The sequence below is a fragment of the Chitinophaga polysaccharea genome (assembly GCF_902150045.1).
Lineage (GTDB): Bacteria > Bacteroidota > Bacteroidia > Chitinophagales > Chitinophagaceae > Chitinophaga > Chitinophaga polysaccharea_A.
Genome location: NZ_CABFVU010000002.1, coordinates 257,178 through 271,881, shown reverse-complemented (window position 1 = coordinate 271,881; position 14,704 = coordinate 257,178). Strand labels below are relative to the sequence as shown.

Sequence of the window (14,704 nt, the reverse complement as noted above, 5' to 3'; positions counted from 1 at the left end):
ATCCCCACTGTAAATTCATGTTGTACTTTTATGTTGTACTTCATTAGGAAGTAATAACCAACATAAAACGCTATGAATAAAAACAATGAAAACACAATTTTTAAGCGGACCAAGGTTTTCGCTTTTAAGAAACAGGTAGAGAATAGCAATGCAAAAAGTACATTGCATCCCACCGCTACAACCGGTACAAATACATCTTATGTATTTGTATGCCATAAGTAAACTGGGAAGCTGCACTGCAGCTTCCTTGAATCCAGGAACCTGACGTTCCGAAATTAAAGTAGTACAAATTTTCAGCTCATTTTCATGAAGGATGATTGTAATGATCCAAAATAAAAGGAGCGGGTCGCGAACCCATAGATCGGTAAAACATGAAATTACGATATGTCTGTATACTAAACATCATTTTTAAATACTTAAATACCAGATTAAAAACTCAAATTTTTAAGATAAAAACCTGAATCACCTCATAATATAACCATTCACATTTTCTCACAGTGCTTGTAAAAGTTGCCTCCTCGAGGCTACAGTGGCACGCCTTTTCCTCAAAGTTTCTAAACCATCATTTTTTTACCACAAAAACATTTCTTATGAAAAAAGTAATCTTCGGCCTGTCCCTTCTGGCCCTGACCACCGCTGCATTTGCAAAAAATGAAATCCCTTCAAAAACAGAAGGAAAAACTCAGGCGTACTCAAATGTCTACTATGTTACCTCCTTTGATGGAACTAACTATCACCTATCAACCAATCCACCTGCGGAAGGTTGTTCAGTAGGTAGTGATCCTTGTGAGATCACTACCAAAGATCCGCAGGGTGACATGCAGATTACCCCATCAGAACTCAGTAATCCGAGCTTAGCAACAATTGAGGAAACTCGCGAACTATAAACCTAATTGTTTCTTTAGTAACTGAGTTACTTCATTTTTCAATGATGATTCTGAATAGAGCAAGGTTGTATTGAATTGTTCAATATAACCTTGCTTGTTTATTAAAATTGCGCAAGGCATGCCAGGAATATTAAAATCACTAATAAAAGGATGCCGAACTCCCAATTTACCTATATGTAAGTTATCCGCACCCTTTTCCGAAGTGTATAAACCACTAGCAATCCCTTCTTTCCACAGCATTGTGCGCTTGTCAACACAAATCGAAACAACCTTAAAGTCCCTATTGTCTTTAAAATACTCTTCTACTTTGGAAACTGTATGCTCGTAAAAGTAAGCACAACCACCACATCCAGTAAACCACAGATCGATCAACACGACCTTTCCTTTATAGGAGGCTAGGTTTACGCTGTTTCCTTTTATATCTTCAAAAATATAGTTACCTAAAGCGGCGTATTCGTATTTAGCTCTTATTTCTTCCAGAGCGATCCTATACTTTTTTGATTTAATTATTTGAAGGGCATTTTTATAATGAACAGTCGTAGAATCATCACCATCATTTCTGAGAAAAAACATAACCAGCAATTTTTCCTTCAATTCCTGATCGCTTTCTTTTAAGATTTTCCTAAAAACCAGACTTGGACGTTTTTTTCCATAATAGGCGACGGTTTGGGCGAATAGTGCGTTTAGGTAATATCTCGGATATTTGATTGAATATTTATAGTACTTTTTATCCTGCCTAGGAATATTGATGTTAAAGACAATTGAATCAAAATTTTGAACCAACATTTTTCGTTGAACAGAATCCTTAACTGCGCCACTAAAAACACTTACAGATCCACCATGATCTCTTTTGTATAAATTGTCAGCTTTCATTATCTGCAAGCTTTTGTACGATATTTTAGGTGAAAATTTCTGAAAAATATGCGACACCTTTTCAAGTGCTAAAGAATCGCCGTTTCGGAAAATGGAATCCTTCATATCTGCATATGGAACATCTCTTAAGTATAAATTTTTCAGTTCATTTTTTACCTGATATTTGGCACTTCCTTTCCCTTCAAAAGAAAATTCTGCCCATTCCGGCCTTCTTTCATGGAAAGGGAAGTAAATACCTATTTTTACATCGTCACCGATCTCCCAAAGACAATCCGTAAATATTCCCTTTAAATCGTATGATTTTCTGATTTTTTCAGGAAGTATTTTTGCTATGGATAAATAACCGGAGCTATCTTCAACAGGTATCCTAAAAAAGAATTGTTGACCTGAGATACGATCGGCTTTAATACTGCGGTGATGAAGATTATCCAAACCAGGATAAAGTACATTTTGCATTACTACAATTATCGTATCTGTGACAGGTCCCTTATAATTGACCTGTAGGTTAATGTAACCGATAGAATTTTGCAATTGGGTTTGCCCATTAACTCCCCAAATAAATAAAAGTGAAAGGCATACCATTAATATTAAATTTTTCATCTTTTCTTATCTTGGGTTTTGAATTAAACCGCTCAACTGAATTTCATTGTTCGGTATCGGTAATACATACTTTGGATCATTTGGCAATAGATCATATTGCACATTTTCCAGTCTTCTAGAAGTGCTAATAGCAGTGGAGTTATCCAGATTTAACCTGCGCAAATCCTCCCATCTGATATTTGCAGTAAAGGGTAACTCCTTTCTTCGCTCCGACAATATTGTTTTCAGAACATTTTCAATTGATGTAATAGGTGTAAATACATCTCTGGAAATTCTGTTCTTCAAAAGAAGGTTCAAATCTGCTATTGCTCCGCTAATATTTCCTGCTCTGCTTCTGCATTCGGCCCGGATCAATAGTATTTCATTGGTAGCTAGTCCCGAAAACAAAGCACCGGTACCGGAATAAGTGCCACAAAACCTTTTATAACCACTGGCTTGATCCGTTATATAAAAGAAGTTTTTTCGCAAATCATGCTCTGCATAAGAATTCATGAGCAGGGTATCAACAAAGGCAGGAGCTGCTGGACCTGGAACGATTGCACTATATCCATACCCATTACCAAAAAAAATGATCTCTGGGTTATCCCTTCCTGAAGCTGGAAAGCGATATGTTGTATTGAGGTCTGCCAATCGGCTGTTAAAGTCCATAAGACTACTCTTTGCTTTCAAAACCTGATCTGCATATAAAGCCGCCTGAGCATATTCTGCCTTTAGTAAATAGGCTTTACTGAGCAGTGCATGAGCCGCAATTTTGGAGGCCCTGTTTATCGACACAATATATTCGGGTAATAAATCGGCTGCAGTTTCTGCATCACCTATAATTCTTGTATAGGTTTCAGAAACCGTTGCTCGTTCAAATAGTATATTCACATCCGAAGTTGTGCGCAGTGGTATGCCCAGGTCAGTTGATGCAGACGAAGCAGCATATGGTTTGCAGAAGATCTGGGCAAGGTTATAGAAAGCCATTGCTCTGAGAAAATATGCTTGTCCTAATATAAACTTATATTCAGAAGAACTTTTGTTTTCCATCTTGCTCAGGCCATCAATAACAATATTGGTATACTCTACAATCTTGTAGCTATTTTCCCAATCAACAGACCTGTCCGTATCCCAAACGATTTTATCCCAGGTGTATAAGTTTCTCTGCACCTGAGAAAGCGTATTAAACACGTTTTGCGTGAGGAAGTAATTATCTGTGCCTAACAATCCGGCTATGGTGTTATGTTCGATTATAGTATTGTAATCGTCTAGAATGGCTTGGTAATCTGCTAAAGTTTCCGGTACAACAAGTGACTTTTGATTTTTGGCTTCTAGCCATTCATCCTGCTTCGCGCAACCGGATATTACAATCAGAAGGCAAGCAATTGTGAGGTAATTAATGTATTTTTTCAGTTTCATAATAATCAAATTAAAATTCTGCCGTAATACCAAAGGAATAGCTAGTTGGGTCTTTTATATCAACAACTGTTGAGCCCCCGGAACCGGGAGCATCAGGATCTATTCCCAATTTGTTTTTTCTCCAGATGATACCGAGGTTCTGAACATATCCATATACCTCGAATTTTCTAAAGCCAATTTTATCTATTAATGACTTTGGCAGGCTATATCCCAGACGGATATCTTGAAACCTGATATGATCGCCACTTTCCACCAATTCACCGGAGTAGCGATAAAAAGAATTTCTTCTGGAGTTTGATGGATATACCAAAGATGGAACGGAAGTGAAATTTTCATCCCCCGGTTTCTGCCAACGCGCATTATAATCTACATGCTGATACATGCCCAGGATATCCGTATAATTCAAACTGGTGCTTGTCCTACGGAAATAATAGTCAAGTTTATAAACAAGATTGATGGACAAGTTAATCCTTTTGTAACTAAAATCATTTCTGAACCCTCCAAATATTTTAGGTCTGCTACTGCCATGAAAATTCACACTATCAGGAGAAATATTATTCATGATAGCACTATAGTTTTTACTTGGTCCTCCGTTTAACCATCCGATAGGATCACCATTTTCAGGGTCCAATCCTTCCCATTTGTAACTGAAAATACCATATAGCGGATAACCTACAATTGGCGTAGGGGCACCGTTTGCCTGCAAATAAAATGAAGTTGGTTTTGGATCATAAGTAATCAGCTTATCACTTATAGTACTTAAGAGTAGGTTACTGCTCCAATTGAAAGCGCCCTTGATATTAGTTGAATTTAGTATCACATCTAGTCCCTTAGTCCTGGTTTTGGCAGCATTACTGATGTAATTAATAAACCCGGTCTGTGAAGCCAACGGGGTATTTTGGAGCAAGTCGCTTCCCTCTTTGTGGTAGTACTCAATTGTTCCATTGATCCTGTTATCTAAAGCCGCAAAATCAAGCCCCCAATTAATATTGCGTACTTTTTCCCATCTTAATTCAGGATTTGGTGGACTCGATATCCTAATGGAATTGTACCCGGTTATTGCGTCGTTGAAATAATATCCGTTCAGAAAAGCGGAAGTATTTCTCAAATTGCCATTATAACCATAACTGGCGCGAAGTTTTAAATAAGGGATAACATCACTAAGACCATAGAATTGTTCTTTATTGATAGTCCATCCCAACCCTGCTGACCACAGTGGCGTGACCTTTTTATTGGTATTGACACCAAAAATATTTGATCCGTCCTTTCGCGCGCTTAAAGTCACCTGATACTTGTCATCATAAATATAACTGGCGTTGGCGAAGTAGGATACATATCTTTCAAGATTTCCATCCATCGAATTACTCGGAACTGGAATAGTAGAACTACCTGTCGGTAAGATTGGGTAGGACTGTTGATAATTGAAATTGCCTACCGAAGTTCCGAACTGCTCATCATAACCATACAATGTCTGACTCCAGGTGTCCGACTTTAATTCCCGGATTTCAAATCCCGCCAGTCCGGATATCAAATGTTTGCCGATCTTGTTTTCATAATTCAGTTGCGCCCTAAAGTTATTATTCAGCCAGTCGGCAGAATTTTTATTGAATATAGCTCCATCAGGAAAAATATTTATTAATCTGCCGGAAGCCTGATCTGTCTGTGTAAATCTATTGACTAAGTTGCGAGCATAGTAGCTGTCTTTACCTTGAATATTTTCTGTATTGAATCGTTGCCGTTCATTAGAATATTGAAGGTCTAAATTGAGATTATCTCCAAACTTGTATTTTATACCTAGGCGGAAAAGAATATCGTTTACGTTGGTGTTGTAGTTGGCATTATTTATTTCGTCGATGGGCCGATAATACCAATCCTTATAGCCTAAGGCTTTTAGTCTTTCTATGTATTGGGAGGTATAACCTTTGAGAATTGATGATGGATTGCCATTTTCGCCCATTAATTGAGCATAGGGTAACATCTCAGTATACCATCCACCTAACGCATAAGAAGCATTTCCAAAAGTATTACTGAGGTTATTTAAAGCAGTGTTACTGTTTGTATAGTTAATCCCAAAAGAGATTTCCAGGTTCTTTATAGGAGTATAAGTGTTATAGGAATTTATGGTTGCCCTATTAAAACCATTTCTTTTAACAACATCATTACTTTTATCAAATCCGGCAGAAAGAGAATAAGCTAAATTATTAGTACCACCCCGTATCCCAATTGAATACTGCTGCCGGACACCAGGCTGATAAACGTATTTATTAAAATCCTCCCGGACATCACGGCTTTTAATGTAATTAATCTGTTCCTCTGCCTCCGCACTGCTGATCAAACCTCTTTTTTCTTTATCGAGAATTTCAACAACAGGTGAGACAGGTGTAAAAGTAGTGGTATTGACTAAATCCTGATTAAAAATACCTTTTGTGAATAGAAATTTCTCAACTTCGATATAATCACTGGACTGAAGATAATTTTTGACATTATAGAGATCGGGTTTGCTTGTTATCGTCAAATTACTGTTTACGGTAAAGCTCATTTTGCTACCAATTTTTCCTTTTTTTGTAGTTATGACAATTACACCGTTTCCCGCCCTCGCGCCCCAGATACTGGCAGCTGCGGCATCCTTTAAGATAGTTATGGATTCAATATCGTTTGGATTGATATTTTTAATTTCACCAGCGTAAGGGAAGTTGTCAAGGACAACGAGTGGGTCTTTCGCACTTAATAAAGAGCTTTCCCCTCGTATCGAGATACCTAAACGATCACCCGGAGATGCTTCCGGTATATCCATTCTATCCATTCCATTGAAATATAGTCCACTTGTTACTCCATCCAATCGGTCAATTATATTTGTAGATACTCGTCTGTTAATAATTGCACTATCAATTACTACAAAAGATCCTGTTGCTCTTTCTCTCGATATGGACTGATAACCGGTATTTACTGTAACTACAGCTTCGGACAGCATACCTTCAAAGGCTTGCATGATAATTGTCATGCCATTTTCGGGATCATTAATTTCTTGTCCACGATACCCTAAAAGGCTCATCGTGATAACGGCATTATCAGGTAAGTCGCGTAAATAAAAATTTCCTGAGTTATCAGACCTAGTAACCTGATCTGAATTTTTAATCCTGACAGTTACATTGGCAAGTGGACGCCCCAAACTATCGGCTACTGAACCTTTGAACGGTCTCTGTTCTTTATTAATTATTGTTTTGGTTGGTACGGTAGGAGTAACGGTTATTACTTTTCCGTTGATCTCATAACCTAAAGGCTGTCCTTTAAAGGTGAGTGGCAAAACTTGCAGAATTTCCTTATCCTTTACATTTAATGTCACAGGTTTGGCCTTGGCCATCAGCTGGTCATTGAAGATAAAGGCATAACCGCTTTGCTGCCGGAGTGATTGTAGTACCTCTTTTAATGGTCTGTCTGTTACATTTACACTGACTTTTTGTGCAGATGCTGCCAGGTAAAGAAATGTAAAAAATATTAACAGGAAGATGAATCTGAACCAGCTGTTCAGACCATATTTCTCAGGTACCCCCAGGCTCCTGAGCGTTATGCACTTATTTTTGTGCATAGTTCTTCGATGAATTTTATAATTCATACTTTTGTTTCTTAGTTAGGATATAAAATTAGTTTGCTTTGAACGGTACTCTTTTTTTAACCCTGGCATTAGCCGGAAGCGCTAACTTCCGGCTTTCTTATGCCAAGGACATAACATATTTAAACACATCTCTTTTCTTATCTGCCCACGATCCTCCTTCCTTCGATTTTAAATTTTATACCTGTTGCCCTCTCCAATGATTGAAGAAAATCTGCAAGTGCAATATTTCGGGGAAACTCGCCGGAGAAAGTATTTGCAGACTTCGGCAACTTTACCTCTACAGTCACATTATACCACCGCTCTACCTGTCTCATAACTTCATCCAGCCCCGCTTTACTGATCACAAACAGACCATCTTTCCACGCCGTTAATTCATATATATTGACCTTACGAACTTTTAAATTACCGGCTGCTGAAAACGCTTGTTCTCCCGGAGTAATTAAAACTGTTTTTTGTGATTTTGTATCTGATACGCGCAAGGAGCCTTCTACCAAAGTGGCAGCCCCATACGGTTCATTGGAATAGGTATTGACGTTAAACTGGGTACCCAGTGCCGTAACTTCCAGCGTTGAGGACTTTACTGTAAATGGTAACTTTTTATTTTTTACTACATCAAAATATCCCTCTCCAGTTAATTCCATGATACGGGATTGTGTGCCGAAACTAACCGGGTATCGAAGGGATGATCCTGAATTAAGCCAGGCTTTACTGCCATCGGGTAAGATTACTTTATACTGCCCACCTCTAGGTACCAATATGGTGTTGTAGGCCGATTCACCAGTATTTATGTTCCTGTTGCTGGAAATGTAACTGAGTGTACCATCAATGACCTGAGCGATATTTTCTCCTGAGCTATTTGTAATTATTGAATTGCTACTATCTGTAAGTGAAACTCTGCGACCATCAGAAAGGACAAGCACTGCCTTGTCCGTTCCGGGATGTATGTCTTGCCGTGCAGTTTGGATGGTATCGTTTTGCGGAATTTTACCGAGTTCAAAAACGTAAATCGCTGCAATACTTATTGCCAGTAGTATAGCAGCTGCTGCTGCAAGATAGATCCAGATTTGCTTTCCAGTTTCATTAGGCCGCAAACGTTCATCCAACCTCATTTTTACCTCTTTGCCTATTTGAGCAATATCATCTTGTTTAGCTTCGTAATCAGATTCCAGGACACTGCGGATTTCTGCCATAAGCGTTTCATCAGCCTCCTCTTTTCCAAAGTAATCCAAAAGAACTTGTAGTTCCGATTTGCTAATAGGACCGTTAAGGTATTTATTAAATAGCGTAAAGATATCTGTATTGGCTTTCACGGTTTATCTCCTTTTATAAGCCAATACGACCGGAATATAATTATCAATAGCTGTGATCTGCTATTTTTTTAAAAATCCTAAAATTCTTTGTTTGTGGCAGTAACCTTAAGACAAGTTCCCCAATAACACTGTAGCTGTTATAAGAGCAGGAAGACTTGGATGGCTGGAGAAATATTCTTTGAGAAAGGCATTAGCCTTAGTAACATGATCATTTACCGCGGCAGTAGAAATTCCGAGCATTTCACTTATTTCTTTATAGCTTTTTTCTTCAAGTTTACAGAGGCTATAAACTTTTTTGCGCTGTGGGGGTAATTTTTCTATTGCATTGTAAAGCATTTGCCTGTTTTCTTTTTCAAAAAGGGTCTTTTCAATGTGCTCGTAAGCTTCCGTGGTAAAGGCCATAAAATAGGCACGCATTTTTTCATCACGGGCGGCTTTACGGAAAGTATCATAAACGAGGTTCTCGCCAATTCGGAAGAGATAGGCTTTTATCGGTTTTTCTGGATCTACATTTTTTCGGTTATTCCAGAGACGTATAAAAATTTCTTGCAGGGCTTCGCCAACTAGGTCCCTGTTTTTAAGGAGTTTCATCAGATTGCCGGTAAGCTGTCGGTAGTAGCGCGCGTAGATCTCCTCAAAGGCTTCATAATCTCCCTCTTTAAGCCTTGTCAATAGGGCTCTCTCATCATCTGGTTCATGACCTCTGCTGCTCATCATTTTGGTAATTGGACTGGTCTAATGTCAGCATAATTATTCCTGAATCCAAGGAAAAAAATCTTTTTTACTTAAGAGCTTTAATCCTGCTCCTTTATTCTACGCTACTTTTTAACACAAGAATATTAATGGCTTTCCTTTGGGGATCGTTCTTAGCGCTTATCCTTTTACTTTTAGGTATGTCAGGGCCAACAAAATTTATGTTGAAATCATATCTGTTAATCAAACCTTCACCAACAATCATCGCAAATTCTACCTTAAAACTATCGTCCTGCTGGTAAAGCCAGTTTATTTGCTCATCATCTAAAATAAAATGATTGATGGACCAGTCTACAATATTAGTGTAAAGGTGGTTCGCTTCGATGTTTAACTGAGCGTCATCGAGACCATAAAGTTCATGCTGCTTCATCGCAATACCTACAGGAGTAAAAAGTACTTTCTGCATATTAATTCTGCTATTAATTTGAATATATTCTAATATAACAAAAATTTTGTAACTTTACATATACCAGATGGTTAAGGGGTAATAAATCTAAATTTATTGTATGGAGAACAGGGTTTATACAAACGGAGATACACCTGCGTATAATGATGTTTTTAAGCGAGTTATTTTATCGCTCTTAGGTGCACATTTTATCGTAGTATATGGTGATACAGAAGACATAGGAAAGATTATAAGGCAATTTGATTATTATAATGCGCTCATCGTAAGTTTTGTCATTGCTTTTCTTTTGCTGTATTACATCTGGATGATCACCCGGTACCTGGACCAAAAACTGGATTGGTTCCAGGAAACTAATAAAAGAATTGCAGCGCAGGTACTTCTTGGTGTTGTTCCAGCAGCAGCAATTGCGGTATTGCTCGCTTGGGTATATTTTAGCATGTATGGGCACAAGATCACTGAAACACCTTACTTTGACAGCGATTTTCCTGTAATAGTCCTATTCATTTTCCTGGCCAATATCTATTACTTCCTTTATTATCTTGTAGCCACCTTCTGGCCAAGGGACGAACTTCCTTCAGTTCAAAAAACAACGCCAGAGCAACAAACTACACCTAACACAACTTCCCTTGAACAAGAAAAATATAGAAAGGTAATTCTTGTTCAAACTCCGCTTAAAAGTATTCCTGTATCTGTAGAGGATATCGGATATTTTTTCAGGGAGAACAAACAAAACTATCTCCGCAAAAAAGATGGCGAGATTTATGAAATACAACTTTCCCTTGATGAATTGGAAGCGACACTCGACCCTTATGACTTCTTTCGGATCAATAGACAGATGATCATCTGTTTTTCATCCTGTAAGGAAATCAGGCCAACCACAGGTCCCCGCCTGGACTTACAACTGCTACCTGTTTATAATGATCAGGTGCTGGTAAGTGAAACCAAAGTAGCGGCCTTCAAGGGCTGGATCGAACGCTGATTCTGAATTCAAACAGCAAAAACCGGAATTCGTTGCACAAAATTCCGGTTCTGACCTTTTATTAGGGTCATATTCCTCCTGCAATTTATTCGCAGCAGACATAAACACTCTTCTTTCTCACGTAGTAATTGCTCATAATCTGAATTCGGACGTCAATTTACCGAATCCGGACATTTCTAATTATTTATGATTTCGAAATACGCTATACCAGCTATTAATTTTGAACCAATGCGACAGGGTGCACACTGTCAAAAACTAAATAAATCGAATTATGAATCAATTTCTCATAGACTTACAGAATAATATGGAGGTTGCTATGCAAGCTATCGCTGCAGAATCTGAGCACGATCTGGATATGGCAAAACGGAACCGGGCTTACCTCAACTCCACCATGAAAATGCTCAACGATTTTGTGCGGGATTACGAGTTTGAAACCGAACAGGATGAGATCCGTTTTTTTAAAGAACAAAGACCTTTGTTCTACTCAGAATTTATTTACTGGAATGAATTGGTATTTTTTGAGTCAAATCTTCAGGTAGGAAAAAAATGGCATATAGATTTTCTCAAAAAGAATTTAAAAAGGTTAAACGATTATATTGACCGGAACAAAGATCTTCATAAGTATTACAAGCAACAACAAACCATCCATGATCAATTGTTATTTGTAAGGTACCCTGACCAGTTACTACTTACCACGGAGGAAAATCCTGAATTGGATAGCCGCGTTTCAACTGCATATAGTTCAGTCTTTTCAAAATTCATTGCTTTTGAACGCTTGGCGTCAAAAATCCAAATGTCGATCACTAAACTCAAAGCCAATGATGGTATAGCTGATAAAAATCCAGGACAACGTTTGCAATGGACAGGTACTAAAGCTCAATTGATCGAGTTAATTTATGCCCTCGCCAGCAGTGGCATGATAAATAATGGAAAGATCACAGTAAAGCAGCTTTTTCAGATGTTGACTGATTTTTTCGGGATAGAAATTACCCATTTTTATCCCTATTTCCAGCGAATGAGGATCAAAAAGAAAGACAGGGCTCAGTTTCTTTCTTACCTGATGGAGTGTTTAATACGAAGAATGGATGAGAGTGATGAATTCCCCAGGTTTTCTTAATAAACAGAGTATAATTGAAATAGCCACCTGAAAAGGTGGCTATTATTTTTCCCTGTTTCGGCCTTAGCTGTTCCATTTTTAAATGGATTTATAACGATCGTAATTCGTAGTGCTTACAGGTAATGAACAAACGGGGATACCAATAAAATTCTCTATGTGTCTACAAATCAGACACAATATCTAAAAGTCCATGGGAATTTAATGCCCCTGGACTTTTGATTTCAATAACATAATACGAGAAAAAAAATAGCATTATCGAATCGGAAAAAATCAACCGATATGTTAAGTGCTAAAATTAACCTTGTTGTTCTGCACGCTTATTACCAGAGGCTTCTTTCCCGGCTTTAATGCCATCACCAAGTTTTACGTTGTAGCTCGCATTAGGGGTAACTTTTCCCGTTTCAGGATTGCGGCTGGCACCGGCACCAACACTTCCTGCCGATACAAACCCGCCAATATCCGCACCAGTCCGAGCGAACCAATTTCCAACGGCTTTAAGTACTTTCCCAATTCCTAACGTATTCATGGCACCAGGCAATAATCCTGGAACTGTATTATCGCTTTGATCAAAAACGACATACCAGTTACTTGTGGGCTGATTAAGCTTCTCATGCCAGTAATAGTAGCTGTATTTCCCAATTGCACAAGCTATAAGTAAATAGGTGGCCTTACCGTCATTGGTAGTAAGGTTAATTGTCCTATTAAGGTTTAAAGTAGTTGGAGCACCGTATTGCTGGATAATAGACAGTTCCAGTGCCTGAACATCGGTGGTAGCCTGATTCGGTGTTTTAGCATCAGAAATACTGGTAATGCCAGTTAGGGGCATGTTAATACCCAATGCAGATTGCAGGGCTAAGAGCTTTTGTCGTACATCCTCGGAAATGCTTCCAACGGTTTTAAGCTCATTAGGAATATTCAATGACTCCGCGAGACTGTAATTGGCATACTCTACGGCATTTGCAAGAGTGGCGAAACTGGTTGGATCAATCGACAAGCTACTGTTGGAAAAGCCTTCAACAATATTATGAACAGCCTGATCGGTAAGTGTAGCAAAATTCTGGTTGTTCCCTATTAGATCAAGGGCGGCATTATGACTTGCGCCAACGAAATTAAATGGATTCGTATTGTTGACGGTTAATGTCATTGTCTGTGATGGCGCTGATCCCTCAGGCGAATCTTGGGGACTTGGTGAAAGCTTTGTTGTTTTTTGACAGGCGCTCAGTAAAAGAGCGAAACCAGCTGCACTGGCAATCGTTTTAACTCTCATTTTTTGATGGTGTTTTATGGTTAAAGAAAAAGTTTATGTGTTTTTTTATTAAGGAATAACCCCAACAAAACTTCGCTGCAACTTTCCATCCGTCTCTCCTTTACAGCCACATTTACTACGCTGGCAATAACAATATAATGCTGCAGCGTGGCTTCCTTTTAACTGTGATGCAAACATCGAAATGCCCGGTGGCAAAAAATGCCCCCGGTTAAAAAAAAATAAAAAAAGGGTAGCTACCTCGTAAGTATCATTTTTTGAATCCGACTCTGGACAATTTTGCCTTCGTCAATCAGCAGGAAATGAATCCTGTTGAAAAAGCAAAAGCACTATGTTCAAATCAATATCCTGGCAAACTTATTTCCAGATTGTCGCCATCGTATCCGGTATTTATTACTGTGCAGTTATCCTGATTTTCTACCGTAAGGAAGCAGGATCACTCATCAGAAGGCTAATTGCTCCCAAGCCGAATAAAGTTCTGCAATCTACAATTGACAGCACACCGCACACTGAAATCCTTCAACAAAAAATAGACGATTTAAGGGGTATCCTTTTTCGTGCCGGAAGAGAGTGCAACAAGCAACAGCTCCTGGCATCACTACAAGACTCCCTGGCCGGTTATGACGGGCTACATCTTTCCTTACACAAGGACGCCCTTATCCTCTTTGTTTCCACTCAAGCTATGCAGATCTGCGGATTGGATCTGAGTGATCGTGAGATAGAAGAAGGTATTCCAGCCTTGGGCCAATAAACAGTATTAGTAAAAACTAAACACAAGTGAAGAGAAATGAAGAGAATGGAAAAAGTGTTTTTCAGAGGACTGGCCATCCTTACAATAATGGCTTTGAACGTAATATCCTCTTATGGACAGGGGCCTGGATCAAATACAGGATCAGCAGGTATTACCAATGCAACTAACGAAGTCAAGGGATATTTCGCTGTCGGTGTGGATCTCATGTATGCCATTGGTGCCATTGTTGGCTTAGTGGGAGCAGTCAAGGTTTACAATAAATGGAGTAACGGTGAACAGGATACCTCAAAGGTGGCATCAAGCTGGTTCGGCGCCTGTATTTTCCTGGTCGTGGTTGCTTCCATCTTAAAAGGATTCTTTAAAGTATAAAATAACGCTTTATGGGTAGAAAACTCTCAACCGTAGATATCAAAGGCACACTGTTCGAAGTAGATGCCTTCAGGGAAGCACTGATTGAAAAGGATTGTCCAAAAAATCGAATACCCTTTCAGGTATTCGATCAGGAAGGCAATGGTTATAGGTTTTTATACGACCAAAAGGAAAAGAACGTTCCCCGTAAAAAATCTGAAGTGCTGGAAGATCCGGAACGTTATTGCTGGGTTATTATCCAAGCTCTTATGGAACTCGATCCCGAAGGAATCGCCATGCGTTATGATATTCCATTGGAAATACTATGTCCCGATAGAACCATTATTCCGCGGAACATTATTGCAAACATAAAGCAGCTGAAGCTGCCTACTTCAAAATCCTGAT

General features: G+C 38.7%; 13 protein-coding genes. 6 read left to right on the top strand and 7 right to left on the bottom strand.

Going from position 1 to position 14,704, the window contains the following annotated elements:
- Positions 1 to 590: 590 nt before the first annotated feature.
- Entirely contained in the window at positions 591 to 887 is a 297-nt protein-coding gene (locus tag FN124_RS15690; RefSeq protein ID WP_142685761.1) for a hypothetical protein, read from the top strand.
- On the opposite strand, the gene FN124_RS15685 is transcribed toward FN124_RS15690, so the two are convergent.
- From FN124_RS15685 to FN124_RS15660, 6 genes are all read right to left on the bottom strand, one after another.
- The gene (locus FN124_RS15685; RefSeq protein ID WP_142685760.1) at positions 882 to 2,360 is read right to left on the bottom strand and encodes a TlpA family protein disulfide reductase; all 1,479 of its coding nucleotides are present in this window, start codon (positions 2,358 to 2,360) and stop codon (positions 882 to 884) included. The genes FN124_RS15690 and FN124_RS15685 overlap by 6 nt on opposite strands.
- 6 nt (positions 2,361 to 2,366) lie before the next feature.
- Positions 2,367 to 3,758, bottom strand: coding sequence for a RagB/SusD family nutrient uptake outer membrane protein (locus FN124_RS15680; protein WP_142685759.1), 1,392 nt, complete (start codon positions 3,756 to 3,758; stop codon positions 2,367 to 2,369).
- A 10-nt stretch (positions 3,759 to 3,768) separates the two neighbouring features.
- Positions 3,769 to 7,371, bottom strand: coding sequence for a SusC/RagA family TonB-linked outer membrane protein (locus tag FN124_RS15675; RefSeq protein ID WP_142685758.1), 3,603 nt, complete (start codon positions 7,369 to 7,371; stop codon positions 3,769 to 3,771).
- Between the two features lie 137 nt (positions 7,372 to 7,508).
- Positions 7,509 to 8,681, bottom strand: coding sequence for a FecR family protein (locus FN124_RS15670; protein WP_142685757.1), 1,173 nt, complete (start codon positions 8,679 to 8,681; stop codon positions 7,509 to 7,511).
- 105 nt (positions 8,682 to 8,786) lie between these two features.
- Complete coding sequence (locus FN124_RS15665) at positions 8,787 to 9,395, bottom strand: RNA polymerase sigma factor (RefSeq protein ID WP_142685756.1); 609 nt, start codon at positions 9,393 to 9,395, stop codon at positions 8,787 to 8,789.
- Between the two features lie 94 nt (positions 9,396 to 9,489).
- Entirely contained in the window at positions 9,490 to 9,840 is a 351-nt protein-coding gene (locus tag FN124_RS15660; protein ID WP_142685755.1) for a hypothetical protein, read from the bottom strand.
- Between the two features lie 100 nt (positions 9,841 to 9,940).
- On the opposite strand from FN124_RS15660, the gene FN124_RS15655 reads away from it, so the two are divergent.
- Positions 9,941 to 10,819 (top strand): LytR/AlgR family response regulator transcription factor, encoded by an 879-nt coding sequence (locus FN124_RS15655; protein WP_142685754.1) that lies wholly within the window; start codon positions 9,941 to 9,943, stop codon positions 10,817 to 10,819.
- A 271-nt stretch (positions 10,820 to 11,090) separates the two neighbouring features.
- The gene (locus tag FN124_RS15650; protein ID WP_142685753.1) at positions 11,091 to 11,936 is read left to right on the top strand and encodes an RteC domain-containing protein; all 846 of its coding nucleotides are present in this window, start codon (positions 11,091 to 11,093) and stop codon (positions 11,934 to 11,936) included.
- 295 nt (positions 11,937 to 12,231) lie between these two features.
- On the opposite strand, the gene FN124_RS15645 is transcribed toward FN124_RS15650, so the two are convergent.
- Positions 12,232 to 13,203 carry a hypothetical protein gene (locus tag FN124_RS15645; RefSeq protein ID WP_142685752.1) on the bottom strand — a complete coding sequence of 324 codons (972 nt, stop codon included), beginning with the start codon at positions 13,201 to 13,203 and terminating at the stop codon, positions 12,232 to 12,234.
- A gap of 328 nt (positions 13,204 to 13,531) precedes the next feature.
- On the opposite strand from FN124_RS15645, the gene FN124_RS15640 reads away from it, so the two are divergent.
- Genes FN124_RS15640 through FN124_RS15630 form a run of 3 tightly spaced genes read left to right on the top strand, consistent with a single transcriptional unit; the run spans position 13,532 to position 14,703 of the window.
- The gene (locus FN124_RS15640; RefSeq protein WP_142685751.1) at positions 13,532 to 13,951 is read left to right on the top strand and encodes a hypothetical protein; all 420 of its coding nucleotides are present in this window, start codon (positions 13,532 to 13,534) and stop codon (positions 13,949 to 13,951) included.
- Positions 13,952 to 13,987: 36 nt separating this feature from the next.
- Positions 13,988 to 14,320, top strand: a complete 333-nt coding sequence (locus FN124_RS15635) for a DUF4134 domain-containing protein (protein WP_446681733.1) — start codon at positions 13,988 to 13,990, stop codon at positions 14,318 to 14,320.
- A gap of 11 nt (positions 14,321 to 14,331) precedes the next feature.
- Positions 14,332 to 14,703, top strand: a complete 372-nt coding sequence (locus FN124_RS15630) for a hypothetical protein (protein ID WP_142685750.1) — start codon at positions 14,332 to 14,334, stop codon at positions 14,701 to 14,703.
- The last annotated feature ends 1 nt before the right edge of the window (position 14,704 follow it).

Bases quoted from the DNA above. Each gene is read 5' to 3' on its own strand.
- FN124_RS15685 (WP_142685760.1), bottom strand. From the start codon at position 2,360: ATGAAAAATTTAATATTAATGGTATGCCTTTCACTTTTATTTATTTGG.
- FN124_RS15690 (WP_142685761.1), top strand. From the start codon at position 591: ATGAAAAAAGTAATCTTCGGCCTGTCCCTTCTGGCCCTGACCACCGCT.
- FN124_RS15645 (WP_142685752.1), bottom strand. From the start codon at position 13,203: ATGAGAGTTAAAACGATTGCCAGTGCAGCTGGTTTCGCTCTTTTACTG.
- FN124_RS15635 (WP_446681733.1), top strand. From the start codon at position 13,988: ATGAAGAGAATGGAAAAAGTGTTTTTCAGAGGACTGGCCATCCTTACA.
- FN124_RS15630 (WP_142685750.1), top strand. From the start codon at position 14,332: ATGGGTAGAAAACTCTCAACCGTAGATATCAAAGGCACACTGTTCGAA.
- FN124_RS15655 (WP_142685754.1), top strand. From the start codon at position 9,941: ATGGAGAACAGGGTTTATACAAACGGAGATACACCTGCGTATAATGAT.
- FN124_RS15665 (WP_142685756.1), bottom strand. From the start codon at position 9,395: ATGAGCAGCAGAGGTCATGAACCAGATGATGAGAGAGCCCTATTGACA.
- FN124_RS15650 (WP_142685753.1), top strand. From the start codon at position 11,091: ATGAATCAATTTCTCATAGACTTACAGAATAATATGGAGGTTGCTATG.
- FN124_RS15675 (WP_142685758.1), bottom strand. From the start codon at position 7,371: ATGAATTATAAAATTCATCGAAGAACTATGCACAAAAATAAGTGCATA.
- FN124_RS15680 (WP_142685759.1), bottom strand. From the start codon at position 3,758: ATGAAACTGAAAAAATACATTAATTACCTCACAATTGCTTGCCTTCTG.
- FN124_RS15660 (WP_142685755.1), bottom strand. From the start codon at position 9,840: ATGCAGAAAGTACTTTTTACTCCTGTAGGTATTGCGATGAAGCAGCAT.
- FN124_RS15640 (WP_142685751.1), top strand. From the start codon at position 13,532: ATGTTCAAATCAATATCCTGGCAAACTTATTTCCAGATTGTCGCCATC.